The sequence below is a fragment of the Anabaena sp. 90 genome (assembly GCF_000312705.1).
GTDB classification, from domain to species: domain Bacteria; phylum Cyanobacteriota; class Cyanobacteriia; order Cyanobacteriales; family Nostocaceae; genus Dolichospermum; species Dolichospermum lemmermannii.
Map to the genome: position 1 here is coordinate 2,053,744 of NC_019427.1, position 13,246 is coordinate 2,066,989.

A 13,246-nucleotide genomic window follows, 5' to 3' on the forward strand; every position below is an offset into this window, starting at 1 on the left:
TAGTTAATTTTGCAAAATAAATTTACTTTTGATACTGCTCATCTAGCAAGTAGGTTAGGTTGACACAAGAAAACCCAACAATACCCACCATTAATAACGCACTTATTACAACCCAAAAACCCTGTATCTGTTCACATTATCTCACTCAACCATTGCTGGGGATTAGTGGAGCGATCGCACCTGAAAAGCTTACCCTGTATCTGTTCACATTATCTCACTCAACCATTACTAGGGATTACTGGAGCGATAGCGAAGCACTGCTGCAAGCAGTTCGCAGTCTGAAAACCTTACCCTGTATCTGTTTACGTTATCTCACTCAAGCGTTACTAGGGATGTTTAGGGCGATAGCGAAGCGCTGCTGCAAGCAGTTCGCTGTGATCGTGTTGGTGCATTAAGAGCTATTACCCCCATTTGAATGTTTGATTGGATGGGGGGCTATTGAGTTGGTGCATTAAGGATTTTTAACCGCAGATGTACGCAATATCTTATATTTTTAGAGTGTACATTTGCGGTTGAGTATATGGTAAAGAATTTTACTTTATTTTTCTTTACATTTAGTTTTGTCTTGATCCATTAATTTAAGACTATTATAAGACTATAAAATTTATTGCTGTTAATTTTCATGAAAATACTTTCTCAAATCTTCGATAAGAGAATAAAAGCATACAATATTCTGACAGAAATTTCTATTTCTGAATATTTAGAAATAGCTAAAATTATTCTTCAAAATAATCCTTTACAAAGAAAAAGATTAAGATCATATTCGTCAATATATAACCTACTCAAGAAAGATTTGAAAGTAGGATGTACTATACCTCCCCTAGTTTTAGCACTCGGTAATGAAAATATAGAAATTAATTATGAAGATGATAATGAATCTCTCAATTATATAAATAACCATAAAAATAAATTAATCATTATTGATGGATTACAAAGAACATACACTTTACTCGATGTAGAAAAAGAGTTGGACTTTGAAAATGATGAAAATAAAAGAAATTTTTATGATCATAAGTTAAGATTTGAAATTTATTTAGGTCTTAACAAAATAGGTATATTGTACAGAATGCTGACACTTAATACGGGTCAATCACCTATGTCGGTGAGGCATCAAATAGAAATACTTTATTCAAATTATCTCGATGAAAATATTCCTGGAGGAATAAGATTACTTAGAGAAGTTGAGGAAGAAACTCCGCATCAAATTGGCGAATACAGATTTAATGATGTAATAGATGGTTTCACTTCTTATATTCTTAGGGACGAGTCTAGTTTGGATAGAAGAGACTTGCTTGAAAGTATAAAAAGTTTAGAAAAGCTTGCTCTAGAAAATCAAGATAATGATCTATTTCAAAATTACCTCATAACATATAATAATTTGGTTAAAAAAATACATGAATTAGCAGGTGATTGGAATTTTAATAATGAAGAAATTATATTATCGGGTAAGCCGTTTGGTTCTAGCGTAGATAAAATATTTTCTAAATCACAAGTAATGACAGGTTTTGGTGCTGCCGTAGGTTTTTTGAAAGATAAAAATCTCATTAATTCATTTGATGATATAAATAGAGGTATTGCAGATATTAAACCTAGCAAAGATGACTACAACTTTCTTGACGAGTTAATTAGAAAATTAGATGAAATCAGTAAAACTGCCAAAAAAATAGGCAACTCTCAAAGAATGTATTTTTATTACTTGTTTAGAGAATTATTTAGCTCTGCAAGTGACTCATTTTTATTAATAGATGAATCAATAGAATCTAGTTACAAAAGATACAAATTAAATGAGTAAAGTTTTTATATGTCTCTCAAAATTATAGATGAAGTTTCAAATACAACATATTTGTTAACAGAAGTTACATCAACTTTTAATGATGATGAATATCACTTTGAGCTTTCTGATTCAAGTGGCACTAAGGTCTATATTGATTATGTTTTAACTGCATACAATGATTATAAACCTGAAGATTACTCATTGTTCATATTTAAGTCATGGATTTTAAATAGTGAAAATAACATTTTTCAGGCTTATGAAAAAGACATTAATGAGAGAGTTGGTTGGATGTTTCCTATTCAATCTCTTGTATCTAATGAACATAAATATGTAAGTAATTCTCATTTTTTAAAATATGCGTATGTTGCATTTCTCAAATTACTAATAAATCGAGAACAGTACGAAACTTTTACTCCATATCTCCAAACTATAGACAGTTATAGATTAACAGAATTTTACGGAGATGATATAATAATATTAGTTTTATCTAATACTCAAATTCAAAAACTTGATAATTTTCATATTGATAATTACCTTACTTCTTTATATTCATATAGTTATTACTACTGTCAACCTATTGATAATTTTAAAGAAATTAATAGTAGAGCTAATTTTCAATCTCCTGGTGATACTAGATTGATACTTCAGAGAAATTCATCCTATTTACAAGGAGAAGTTTATCTACATAGACTTTTCAAAAGTTTGTTAAAAACAGAGGAACATCCTTTGGTTCGGTTTTATCTTCTTTACCAAGTAATTGAACTAATTATAGAGATAATTTTTGAAAAAAGTTTTTCAGATATAATCAATAATTTCCAGAACAATACAGATAAAAATATATATGAACTTAAGGAATCAATAGCATCTATTTCTAGTGAAAAAGAAAGAATATCTAAATTAATAGCTACTTTAGAAAAACATTTTGATGGAAATACTAAAACCAATCTACTTCTTTATTGTAATGACTTACTTGTAGCATTTAATAGTGAGAAAAAAGATAGCTTGGCTTTAGCTTTGTACGCTGTTAGAAGTTTAATAGTTCATAAGTTTAGAAAATTGCCAGAGAAGGATTTACCAAAAATTGCAGAAATTAATAAAGAATTTGAAAATATTGTCATTAAAATAATTTTAAATTACGAAGAAATAAGTATTTAGATTTTGTAGGTTTAAATTAGTAAGTACAGTATCTGTTCACATCATCTCACTCAACCATTACTAGGGATTAGTAGAGCGATAGCGTTCGCGAAGCGTCCCGGAGGGAACTAGCGCTGCTGCAAGCAGTTCGCTGTGATCGTGTTGGTGCATTAAGAGATATTACTCCCATTTGAATGTTTGATTGGATGGGGGTATTATATTATGATAGTGATCTCATGCTAGATGGTATTGAATTTACCAATTTCTCAAATTGATTATTTTCTTCAAAAAAACATAAAGCGTCTTCACTTAACCAACCTAGTAATTTCTTAGCATTTTCGTAGGTTGTCAGTAATTCATCAAATGATAAGTTTCTAGTATTAAAAACAGGTTCATGATGAAATACACGGTTACGTATAATCCTTATTTCGTTTAAAATTCTTCTTATTCGTTTCATGTCGCGCATAAAATTGTGTTTTTCAGGAGCATTTGGAAAAACTTCATGAATATAACGAGGAGAAACAATATGCCATATAATTCTGTCATAGTCAGATCCCATAATTTCTGTCCAAAACCCGAAGTTTAGCTCTGGAGTTAAAGTATCTGATGTAACTATTTTATGGTACATTGGGTTATTAATTTTTTTATTCTGCTTGTTAATTTCTTCCTTTGCTGTGTCTATCTGTTTTAATAATCTTGCTCTTTGAGTATTACCATTTTTGTCGTGCCATTCCGTTGCAGCTTTTCCATTTAACCACTTACCTGCTTTTTCCTCAAACCAATTATCCCCAAATTCTTTAACAACTACATTACTAATACGATTTCGTAAAGCTATTTCAAATACGCAGAGGAATGAATATAGAGATTCTGATAAACTCATATTCAGTGTATATAGTTTCAATGCTTCTAGCTTATCTTCATTGGTCGCATTCAAATACGTTGAAAGGTGTGATTCAGAAAAAACTATGCAAAGACTATCATAGGTAGTAGGGTTAATCATGTTAAAAATTTCAGTATTAATTATGTCATAAGACAGATGCGTTAAAGATGAGTATATAACTTAGAGTTACGGAAATTTGAAATATTTATTTTAAAGACTTGACAAACCTGTAAATCTTAGATACTATGGATATGTGAGCCTTGGGTACTCCTTGGAGCAAAGAGTTGGATACGGCCTTCAAAACGTGAATGAGCGAGAATTAGGCTTGATCACAATTTAGAGTTCCCGACCCCAGGGCGAGAATTTTATTAAACTAAATAACCGCTTTTAAAGTTATAGGATAATTGTAGTCCGTGCTGCGGCGATGTTAGAACCGATCATGTTACGCAGTAATTCTCAGCGTGATTCTTTCGCCTGGAAGCGTGGGGAAACTACCGCCAGTGCGGGTGAGTTGATGGCGTTTACATTATTTTACTCAACTATTACTGGGAATTAGTGGGGCGATTCGCAGTCCAAAAACCTTACCCTGTATCTGTTCACATTATCTCACTCAACTATTACTAGGGATGTTTAGGGCGATAGCGAACGCGAGTGCGTCCCGGAGGGAACTAGCGCTGCTGCAAGCAGTTCGCAGTCCGAAAACCTTACCCTGTATCTGTTGACATTATCTCACTCAAGCATTACCAGGGATGTTTAGAGCGATAGCGTTCGCGAAGCGTCCCGGAGGGAACTAGCGCTGCTGCAAGCAGTTCGCACCTGAAAACCTTACCCTGTATCTGTTTACGTTATCTCACTCAAGTATTACTAGGGATATTTAGGGCGATCATGTAAATAAGAGAAGACAATAGAACCATCACAGATACACCTGGAAATATTCATTTATGTTAAATTCACTAAACCTAGACTAATCTGAATTGCTCTATCTACCTGTTCCATTGTGACTGATTCCAGAACACCCAACCGTTTAATTAATCGTTGTTTATCAATAGAACGAATTTGATTAAGAAGCGCAACAGAATCAACCTGTAAACCTCCTTCTGGTACTTTAATTATCACTTCAGTAGGATACAAAGGTTCTGTAAACTGAGAAGTAAGAGCAGCTACAATAGTTACAGGACTATATTGATTAGAAACGTCATTTTGTAAAATTAAAGCTGGTCGTGTTTTTCTGATTTCTGAACCGATAGTTGGATCAAAATTAACCAAGTAGATTTCACCACGCTGGGGATAGATTATTTTTCCCTTACTTAACACGCTTCCTCTTCCAAATTAAACCACTCTTCAACTAATCCTAAATCACGTTCTGCTCTTTTAATAGCTCCTTGTTTTAACTGTTCTTTGATATTACTAAATTTACTATAACTACCATTCGCATATTCATCACGGACTAATTGAATTTCTTTTTTAGTTTCTTCATCTTCTTGCCAATTTTCCTCTTCAGCATCAGCGATCGCTTCATTAAGAAGTTGTGAAATCTTTCGTTTTTCTGATAAACTTAGCGCATTTAAAGAGTTAATCAATAACTCCATCGGAATGAATAGATTTAATCCAGTTTGTGACATGGTTCTTATCATAATGTGATTGTCGTTCTACATTATATCAAATGATGGCGAATTAGTCTATAAAAACCCTGTATCTGTTTACATTATCTCACTCAAGCATTACTAGGGATTATGGTGCTTGGGAAGATGAACGCACAGCAGCAGAAATAGTCAAAGAGATTTATGATAGCCGAACTATTTCTAACTACGATATTAGCTTATGACTTATTTATTAGATACTGACACCTGCATTTACTGGATTAAAAACATTAATTCCGTCAGAGATAAAATTCAACAAATAGGATGGGAGCAAATTTCTATTTGCAACATCACCGTTGCTGAATTGTATTTTGGTGCTTACAATTCTCAAAAAGTAGCAGAAAATTTAACTCGTGCATAAAAATTCATTCAAGATATTGAAGTTATAAATTTAGATAATAATGCTGTCAAAAAGTTTGGAGAATTAAAAGCAGAACTTAGAAAAATAGGACAACCAGTAGCAGATTTCGATTTATTAATTGCTAGTGTGGCAACAACTAGAAACTATATTTTAGTCACTAACAACACTCGTCATTATAGCCGAATTTCAGAGCTAAAATTAGACAACTGGATTTCACCTTAAAAAAGTTCTTGAAGATGAGTTAACAATAACATAACCCATCATTAATAACGCACTTATTACAACCCAAAAATCCTGTATTTGTTCACATTATCTCATCTAATCATCACTAGGGATTACTGGAGCGATAGCGAAGCGCTGCTGCAAGCAGTTCGCAGTCCGAAAACCTTACCATGTATCTGTTTACATTATCTCAGTCAACTATTACAAGGGATTACTGGAGCGAATTATCACATGAATTAAATCTTATAAACGCCTTTCCCATTGTTGCGGATCACGTTTAACATGAAAACAACCAATAATAGAAATTGTTTCATCTATAATAATGTAAAGCAATCCATAGGGAAACTTCCGAATTAACTTTTTTCTAACTTGTTCATGAACAATTGGACAAGCAAAAGGATTACGTTGAATAGTTGAAAAACTAGCATCAACAACACGAATAAATTCAGAATCTAATCCAACAGTATGCTGTTCATACCAATTATAAGCATCCTCTAAATCAAGTTCTGCTTCTGGTGTAATGAAAATTTTGTAAGTCATATATTAACTAACGATTAAATTTTTGTTTCACTTCCTCCCAACTAGAAACTTGATGAGGATTTTGATAATAAAGTTCTAAACGTCTCTCCAATTCCTGTTTTTGAGCATCACTAATAGTTACATTATCAGCATCTACAGTGATACTATCCCAAATATCTTGGACTAATTGGATTCTTTCGGCAGTAGTTAATTGTAAAATGTTTTGAGGTAGTAAGTTCTCCATAAATCTTCCCATTTGAGTAGACAATATTTTTATTTTAACTCATCATTAGCAAGTAGGTTAGGTTGAAACTAAATTTGGTGATTTTGAAAACTCATTGATTAATATTTACAATACTTTACAAATCATCATCACTGTTATCATGGCAGAAAATGACAGAAACTGCCATACTATAGAAAAGAAGATTCACTGAAATCACATTATGAAAAGTATGAATATTTCCTTACCTGACACCATGCGCGATTATATAGAAGAACAGGTAGCGCAAGGTGGTTACAGCAGCGTCAGTGAATATTTTCGAGAATTAGTGCGACAAGACCAAAAACACAGAGCAAACGAACGATTACAAACCATGCTTTTAGAAGGATTAAACTCAGGAAATGCAACAGAAATGACTGCACAAGATTGGGAAGATATTCGTCAAGCAGTTCGTGAAAAAACTAACAAACGTCAAAGTGCAATTTAGCCATGATGTTTGCAATTAAAAAAAGACCTCAAGTTATCCGCGACTTGATAGATTTAGCTACCTACATAGCAGAAGACAGTTTAGACGTTTCCGACCGGTTTTTAATAGCAGCAGAAACAACATTTAAACAATTAGCTAAAACTCCAGCAATGGGAAAACTCTGTCAATTTTCCCATCCCAATTTAGCAGATATTCGACAACAATCAATTAAAGGATTTAGAAAATATCTCATTTTTTATCGTATCACTGAATCAGAAATTGATATTTTGCGAGTTATTCATGGTGCAAGAGATATTGAAACAATATTAGATGAGGATTTAGAAATATGAGTAATTAGGTTGGGTTGACGCAAGGAAACTCAACAATACAAACTATTAATAACACTAAATTACAACCCGAAAACCCTGTATCTGTTCACATCATCTCACCCAACCATCACCAACTATCATGTAAATAAGAGAAGACAATAGAACCATCACAGATACACCACCGAAACATTCACCTCACCTGAGAATTATCACCCGACCATGAGTTATAATCAAGATTAAAGTCATAACCATAAAATTACTATGACTCTCCAAATCCTAGACAAAACTACCGCAATTTCCGAACAGCGATTTCTTCTACCTGGTAAATATCAAATTAGGCTAGTTTTTATGTGACAACAAGACAAACACATTCTATAATTTTAGAACGGTGAAAGGAGATTGATAACAGATGTATCTACTAGTTTATGAGATACCTGCTTATGAACGTATTTCATAATAGAATCAATAATTTCTTGTTGTAGAATTTCACATAATACTTGTTTATTACCTTGTTTGAGTTCTACTAGTAATTCTTGAGTTTTCAAAGAGATATATTTTAGAGTATCCTCATCTGGTAAAATTACAGGAGTTTTTAAAATATACCTAGCAGAATTATTTGCAGATGGATTAATATCTTTTAAGCAAACCCAAAATACTGGCGAGTTACAATAAGCTAATAGAAAATATAAATCAACTGAAGATTTAGGAAAAATTCCTACTATAGATTGATCAAAAAGACTTTCCTCAATTAATGCAGCCGTAGGACGTTTAGATGTCACCATAGGAAAGCCAATTCCTGTTTTAAAATAGTAGGATGAGTTTTGAAATCTTGATTTTTTATTTGTTTTATAATGTTCAACTGCATCCTGACTCCAATCTACATACCATTGAGTTGGTTTCATAAAATTATAACCACCGCCTTTTAGAATAGGAATAAAATGTTGTGATCCTTCTATTCCATTTAAAGGATTTTTTAATGTAGAAGGTTTAGTTTCAATAGAACTAGAATTAACGACTAAATAATCAGCAGAACCTTTGACTAAAGCAGATGCTTTCCGCAGAAAAACTCTATCATTTCCTGAGTAGAAACCTGTCACACAGTCAGCAATATCAACCATTTTAATTATATTATTTGACAATTTATTAAAAACTGATTCATTAGCCGATATAGGAATAGATAGAGATTCACTATCAAAAATATCTTTCTGAATGATATTATTACCATTAGATTTCATATTTGGAGATTCTGTAAAATCTCTTAAAGAGTCAACAAATTTTACAGAAAAAGAATGGTTGTATTTCGGTTTTTCAGCACGTATAGAAATAATACAAAGACCAGCATAACCAAATGAAATACCAGGAAATAGAGATGAACGAAAGACATCTATACTTTCAATTGTAAATTCTTCGAGAATATAACGTCTAATAGTAATATAACTGTGAAGATACAAAAAAGTGTCAGGAATAATAAATACAAGTCTTCCTTTTTGTGCGAGTAATTTGAGACAACGTAGCAAAAAAACAGTATATGTCTCTTTAATATAAAATCCCGGATATTTTCTTTTTAATTCTGTACGACGTTCATATTCTTGCCAACCTCCATAGGCAGGGGAAACGCATCTAATTTTTTTTGACAAAATGTAACTTCTATGAATAGATAAAAAGGGCAGTATTACCATGTTAATATCAAGCCAATAAATGAGTATGAAGAAAATTTGATGGTAAATTCGTTTCTATAAGAATCAATAAAATGAGTTGAAGTGGTATTCTCAATAAAACTAAAGAGACAAAATTCACAAAATGAAGCTACCACCAAAAATCACAATAGTAGATCACTTTAAAGATTTAGAAGATAAAAGAGTTGAGAGAACAAAAAGGCATAAATTAATAGATATAGTAACCATTGCGATTTGTGCAGTGATCTGTGGAGTAGATAGTTGGGTATTGATGGAGGCTTATGGAAAAAAGAAAGAAAAATGGCTAAAACAATTTTTAGAACTTCCAAACGGGATTCCATCTCATGATACATTCGCAAGAGTATTTGCGAGAATAGATCCGCAACAATTTCAGAATTGTTTTTTGAGTTGGATAAAATCTATCAATAAAATTACAGAAGGAGAAGTCATAGCAATAGATGGGAAAACATTAAGGCATTCATATGATAAAGGAAAGGATAAAGGTGCGATTCAGATGGTAAGTGCATGGGCAACTAGTAATAAATTAGTATTAGGACAATGTAAAGTAGAAGAAAAGTCAAATGAAATAACAGCCATACCGGAATTAATTAAAGTATTAGATATAGCCGGATGTTTAGTAACGATTGATGCGATGGGGTGTCAAAAAGAGATAGTAAAATCAATTGCAGAAAAATCAGGCGAATATATTATCGCACTCAAAAAGAATCAAGGTAATTTATATAAGAATGTAGAAGAAATCTTCAAAGAAGCTATATCTAAAGGGTTTGAGGGATTCAAATATAGTGAATTTCATACAAAAGAAGACAAACATGGAAGAGAAGAGATTCGTCATTATCTCATGTTATCAGACATAGAAGAAAGAATAGATACTGATAAGAAATGGGTAAATCTTCAAAGTGTAGGAATGGTAGAATATATACGAAAAGTTAATGGAAAAACGAAGGTTGAGACAGGCTATTATATAAGTAGTTTGACAAATAATGCGAAATTACTAGGAGAATCAGTCCGCACTCATTGGGGTATAGAGAATTCATTACACTGGGTTTTAGATGTAGCTTTTAGAGAAGATGATTGTCGGATAAGAAAGGATAATGCACCACAAAACTTTGCAGTTATTCGTCATATAGCAGTTAATCTTTTAGGAAAAGAAAAAAGCCAAAAACTAGGAACTAAAAGTAAGCAGTTTTGTGCAGGATGGGATGATGAATATTTAGAGAAGATTTTAGAATGTATCTGATAAAAATCAGAAAATATAGACAAATATAAATATAACCAATTTATTTTTCTGTTGATTCTACAATAGAATCTATATTTTTGATGCCAAAAAATATAGATATTAATATATAGAACTGAACAAAATAAATCCATCATTAAAAATAAATAATTACTCTAAATTTATGAAATTTTTATAATTTTAATAAAGGAATTTATCAGATTTTGAATGAAGTTAGATATTTTCCCATATTGATGCACTAATATAGTATTCTGTCAAGATAATTTAGATGCGTTTCCCCTGAATATTCACCTCATCACCAAAATTATCACCCGAACTAAATCAAATTCTATATTTACAAACTACTAGACTAAAAATATCAAATTAGGCTATACTACTTATAGTATGACTGTGGGTAGGATATGGCTAAAATCTCAATTTCATTGCCAGAGGAACTACTAAATTACATTGACCAAAAAGTTGATAACCGTAGTGCGTTAATTGAAAGTCTCTTGAAACAATGGCAAGAACAAAAACAAAATGAAGCACTAGCCGCAGCTTGCGCTTTGGTTGATGAATTAGAATTAGGTTGGGAAAGTGAATGGCAAAACATAGCGATTACCGAATGGGAAGCATCTGGATAGTAACATTTAACCCATCCGTAGGTACAGAAATTCAAAAAACTCGTCCAGCACTGATAATTTCTGGGACTTTGTTTAACAACCAACGCAGCAAAGTCACAGTTTTACCTTTTACTTCCGCAAAACTGAATAACCCCCGCATTTCACCTGCGGTAGTTGAAGTACCTATATCAGCACGAAATGGACTTTCTGTGGATAGTCTTTTAATCTGCGTTGAACCCATGACATTGGATATGATAGAGAAATTTTGAAAAGAACTCGGGGATCTTTGGGGTGTAGTTTATAATAGGAGTATACCGAAAAAATTTACTCAATTGAGGAGTTAATCATGGTAATAAAAATTGCAGAAATATCTCAAGATATTGACACCTTAACAGAAGAAGCGCAAATCTTACTACTTGATTTTATTCAATTACTTAAAAAACGTTATCCAAAACCAGAAAGTCAACTCATAGAAAATGAGATAACTTTCTCATCTACCCAAAAACAAAAATCACATCCACTAGATACATTTCTAGAAAAACATAGTGCTTGGGAAGATGAACGCACAGCAGCAGAAATAGTCAAAGAGATTTATGATAGCCGGACTATTTCTAATTACGATATTAGCTTATGACTTATTTATTAGATACTGACACCTGCATTTACTGGATTAAAAACATTAATTCCGTCAGAGAGAAAATTCAACAAATAGGATGGGAGCAAATTTCTATTTGCAACATCACCGTTGCTGAATTGTATTTTGGTGCTTACAATTCTCAAAAAGTAGCAGAAAATTTAACTCGTGCAGAAAAATTTATCCAAGATATTGAAGTTATACATTTAGATAATAATGCTGTCAAAAAATTTGGAGAATTAAAAGCAGAACTTAGAAAAATAGGACAACCAGTAGCAGATTTTGATTTATTAATTGCTAGTGTGGCAATAACTAGAAACTATATTTTAGTCACTAACAACACTCGTCATTATAGCCGAATTTCCGAGCTAAAATTAGACAACTGGATTTCACCTTAAAAAGTTCTTGAAGATGAGTTAACAGTAATATAACCCATCATTAATAACGCACTTATTACAACCCGAAAAGCCTATATCTGTTTACATGATCTCACTCAACCATTACTAGGGATTAGTAGAGCGATAGCGAACGCGAGTGCGTCCCGGAGGGAACTAGCGCTGCTGCAAGCAGTTCGCCGCATGACAGATACACCTGGAAAGATTCACCTCACCTGAGAATTATCACCCGACCATGAGTTATAATCAAGATTAAAGTCATAACCATAAAATTACTATGACTCTCCAAATCCTAGACAAAACTACCACAATTTCCGAACAGCGATTTCTTCTACCTGGTTATTACACCTGGAAGGAATTTGAAATAATAAAAACCTTAACCGCAGACGCAGGAAATTTGCGGATAACTTATCTTGATGGGTACATCGAATTTATGACACTTGGTGAAGAACACGAAAATATCAAAAAAATTATCGCTATTTTGATAGAAGCATATCTTTTTGAAAAAGGGATAAACTTTATTCCAGTAGGTAGTGCTACTCGTCGCGCAAAAGAAAAGAATGCTTCCTTTGAACCTGATGAATCTTATTACATCGGAGAAAGAAAAGAAAATCCAGATTTAGCAATTGAAATTAATATTACCAGTGGCAGTATTGACAAACTAGAAAAATATAAAAGGTTTAATATTACCGAAGTCTGGTTTTGGGAAAATAATCAATTGTATTTATATCATCTTAAAAATGATAATTATGAGCAAATTAATCAAAGTGAATTATTGCCAGATTTAGATATAGATTTATTGATAAGTTGTGTTTTGATGCCTCACATTATTGATGCAAGAACAGCATTTATTAAAGGTATTAAAAAGTAGTAATTTGTAGTTTGGGTTGACACAAGGAAACCCAACAATACCCACCATTAATAATGCTAAATTGCAGCCCAAAAACCCTGTATCTGTTCACATTATCTCACCCAACCATTACCAACTATCATGTAAAGAAGAGAAGACAATAGAACCATGACATTGTTTTGTTTCCCTAAAACCTTTTTATCGGATTTCGGGTATTCTTTTTTCTATCACACTTTCTGCATGAAGGAAATCCCTGGCTTATTTGTCAAAATTAACACACTAGTATCTC

Annotated in this window: 17 protein-coding genes and 1 pseudogene; 12 read left to right on the forward strand and 6 right to left on the reverse strand. The window is 32.4% G+C overall.

Annotation, left to right across the window (positions count from 1 at the left end; all coding sequences use genetic code 11):
- Nucleotides 1-59 precede the first annotated feature (59 nt).
- The 3 genes from ANA_RS25790 (at nt 60) to ANA_RS09080 (ending at nt 2,929) form a co-directional block, all read left to right on the forward strand.
- Nucleotides 60-395, forward strand: coding sequence for a hypothetical protein (locus ANA_RS25790; protein ID WP_015079773.1), 336 nt, complete (start codon nt 60-62; stop codon nt 393-395).
- A gap of 227 nt (nt 396-622) precedes the next feature.
- Complete coding sequence (locus ANA_RS09075) at nt 623-1,792, forward strand: hypothetical protein (RefSeq protein WP_015079774.1); 1,170 nt, start codon at nt 623-625, stop codon at nt 1,790-1,792.
- 9 nt (nt 1,793-1,801) lie between these two features.
- Nucleotides 1,802-2,929, forward strand: a complete 1,128-nt coding sequence (locus ANA_RS09080; protein WP_015079775.1) for a hypothetical protein — start codon at nt 1,802-1,804, stop codon at nt 2,927-2,929.
- A gap of 199 nt (nt 2,930-3,128) precedes the next feature.
- Here the strand turns inward: ANA_RS09080 and ANA_RS09085 are convergent, their stop codons facing one another.
- From ANA_RS09085 to ANA_RS09095, 3 genes are all read right to left on the reverse strand, one after another.
- Nucleotides 3,129-3,908, reverse strand: coding sequence for an Abi family protein (locus ANA_RS09085; protein ID WP_015079776.1), 780 nt, complete (start codon nt 3,906-3,908; stop codon nt 3,129-3,131).
- 819 nt (nt 3,909-4,727) lie between these two features.
- Nucleotides 4,728-5,102, reverse strand: a complete 375-nt coding sequence (locus ANA_RS09090; protein WP_015079777.1) for a type II toxin-antitoxin system PemK/MazF family toxin — start codon at nt 5,100-5,102, stop codon at nt 4,728-4,730.
- Complete coding sequence (locus ANA_RS09095; RefSeq protein WP_228043780.1) at nt 5,096-5,410, reverse strand: hypothetical protein; 315 nt, start codon at nt 5,408-5,410, stop codon at nt 5,096-5,098. The genes ANA_RS09090 and ANA_RS09095 overlap by 7 nt, the downstream gene beginning before the upstream one ends.
- Nucleotides 5,411-5,609: 199 nt before the next feature.
- On the opposite strand from ANA_RS09095, the pseudogene ANA_RS28480 reads away from it, so the two are divergent.
- Nucleotides 5,610-6,011, forward strand: a pseudogene (locus tag ANA_RS28480) (type II toxin-antitoxin system VapC family toxin).
- Between the two features lie 243 nt (nt 6,012-6,254).
- On the opposite strand, the gene ANA_RS09105 reads toward ANA_RS28480, so the two are convergent.
- Together ANA_RS09105 and ANA_RS09110 are read right to left on the reverse strand one after the other, a co-directional pair.
- A complete protein-coding gene (locus ANA_RS09105; protein WP_015079779.1) occupies nt 6,255-6,551 on the reverse strand; it encodes a type II toxin-antitoxin system RelE/ParE family toxin in 297 nt (98 codons plus the stop codon).
- 7 nt (nt 6,552-6,558) lie between these two features.
- On the reverse strand, nt 6,559-6,798 hold the full coding sequence (locus ANA_RS09110) for an addiction module protein (RefSeq protein WP_371260394.1): 240 nt from the start codon (nt 6,796-6,798) through the stop codon (nt 6,559-6,561).
- A gap of 175 nt (nt 6,799-6,973) precedes the next feature.
- On the opposite strand from ANA_RS09110, the gene ANA_RS09115 reads away from it, so the two are divergent.
- Nucleotides 6,974-7,237 (forward strand): type II toxin-antitoxin system ParD family antitoxin, encoded by a 264-nt coding sequence (locus tag ANA_RS09115; RefSeq protein WP_015079781.1) that lies wholly within the window; start codon nt 6,974-6,976, stop codon nt 7,235-7,237.
- A gap of 2 nt (nt 7,238-7,239) precedes the next feature.
- A complete protein-coding gene (locus ANA_RS09120; RefSeq protein ID WP_015079782.1) occupies nt 7,240-7,566 on the forward strand; it encodes a type II toxin-antitoxin system RelE/ParE family toxin in 327 nt (108 codons plus the stop codon).
- 359 nt (nt 7,567-7,925) lie between these two features.
- Here the strand turns inward: ANA_RS09120 and ANA_RS09125 are convergent, their stop codons facing one another.
- On the reverse strand, nt 7,926-9,182 hold the full coding sequence (locus ANA_RS09125) for an Eco57I restriction-modification methylase domain-containing protein (RefSeq protein ID WP_158310517.1): 1,257 nt from the start codon (nt 9,180-9,182) through the stop codon (nt 7,926-7,928).
- Between the two features lie 163 nt (nt 9,183-9,345).
- On the opposite strand from ANA_RS09125, the gene ANA_RS09130 reads away from it, so the two are divergent.
- From ANA_RS09130 to ANA_RS09155, 6 genes are all read left to right on the forward strand, one after another.
- Nucleotides 9,346-10,479 carry an ISAs1-like element ISAsp2 family transposase gene (locus tag ANA_RS09130; RefSeq protein ID WP_015078025.1) on the forward strand — a complete coding sequence of 378 codons (1,134 nt, stop codon included), beginning with the start codon at nt 9,346-9,348 and terminating at the stop codon, nt 10,477-10,479.
- Nucleotides 10,480-10,877: 398 nt separating this feature from the next.
- Nucleotides 10,878-11,099, forward strand: coding sequence for a ribbon-helix-helix domain-containing protein (locus ANA_RS09135; RefSeq protein WP_015079783.1), 222 nt, complete (start codon nt 10,878-10,880; stop codon nt 11,097-11,099).
- Nucleotides 11,081-11,347, forward strand: coding sequence for a type II toxin-antitoxin system PemK/MazF family toxin (locus ANA_RS24390; RefSeq protein ID WP_085929744.1), 267 nt, complete (start codon nt 11,081-11,083; stop codon nt 11,345-11,347). Before ANA_RS09135 ends, ANA_RS24390 begins: the two co-directional genes overlap by 19 nt.
- A 77-nt stretch (nt 11,348-11,424) precedes the next feature.
- Nucleotides 11,425-11,712, forward strand: coding sequence for a hypothetical protein (locus tag ANA_RS09145; RefSeq protein ID WP_015079785.1), 288 nt, complete (start codon nt 11,425-11,427; stop codon nt 11,710-11,712).
- Complete coding sequence (locus ANA_RS09150; RefSeq protein WP_015079786.1) at nt 11,709-12,110, forward strand: type II toxin-antitoxin system VapC family toxin; 402 nt, start codon at nt 11,709-11,711, stop codon at nt 12,108-12,110. The genes ANA_RS09145 and ANA_RS09150 overlap by 4 nt, the downstream gene beginning before the upstream one ends.
- A gap of 274 nt (nt 12,111-12,384) precedes the next feature.
- Nucleotides 12,385-12,978: a Uma2 family endonuclease gene (locus ANA_RS09155; protein ID WP_015079787.1), complete on the forward strand. Its 594-nt coding sequence runs from the start codon at nt 12,385-12,387 to the stop codon at nt 12,976-12,978.
- The last annotated feature ends 268 nt before the right edge of the window (nt 12,979-13,246 follow it).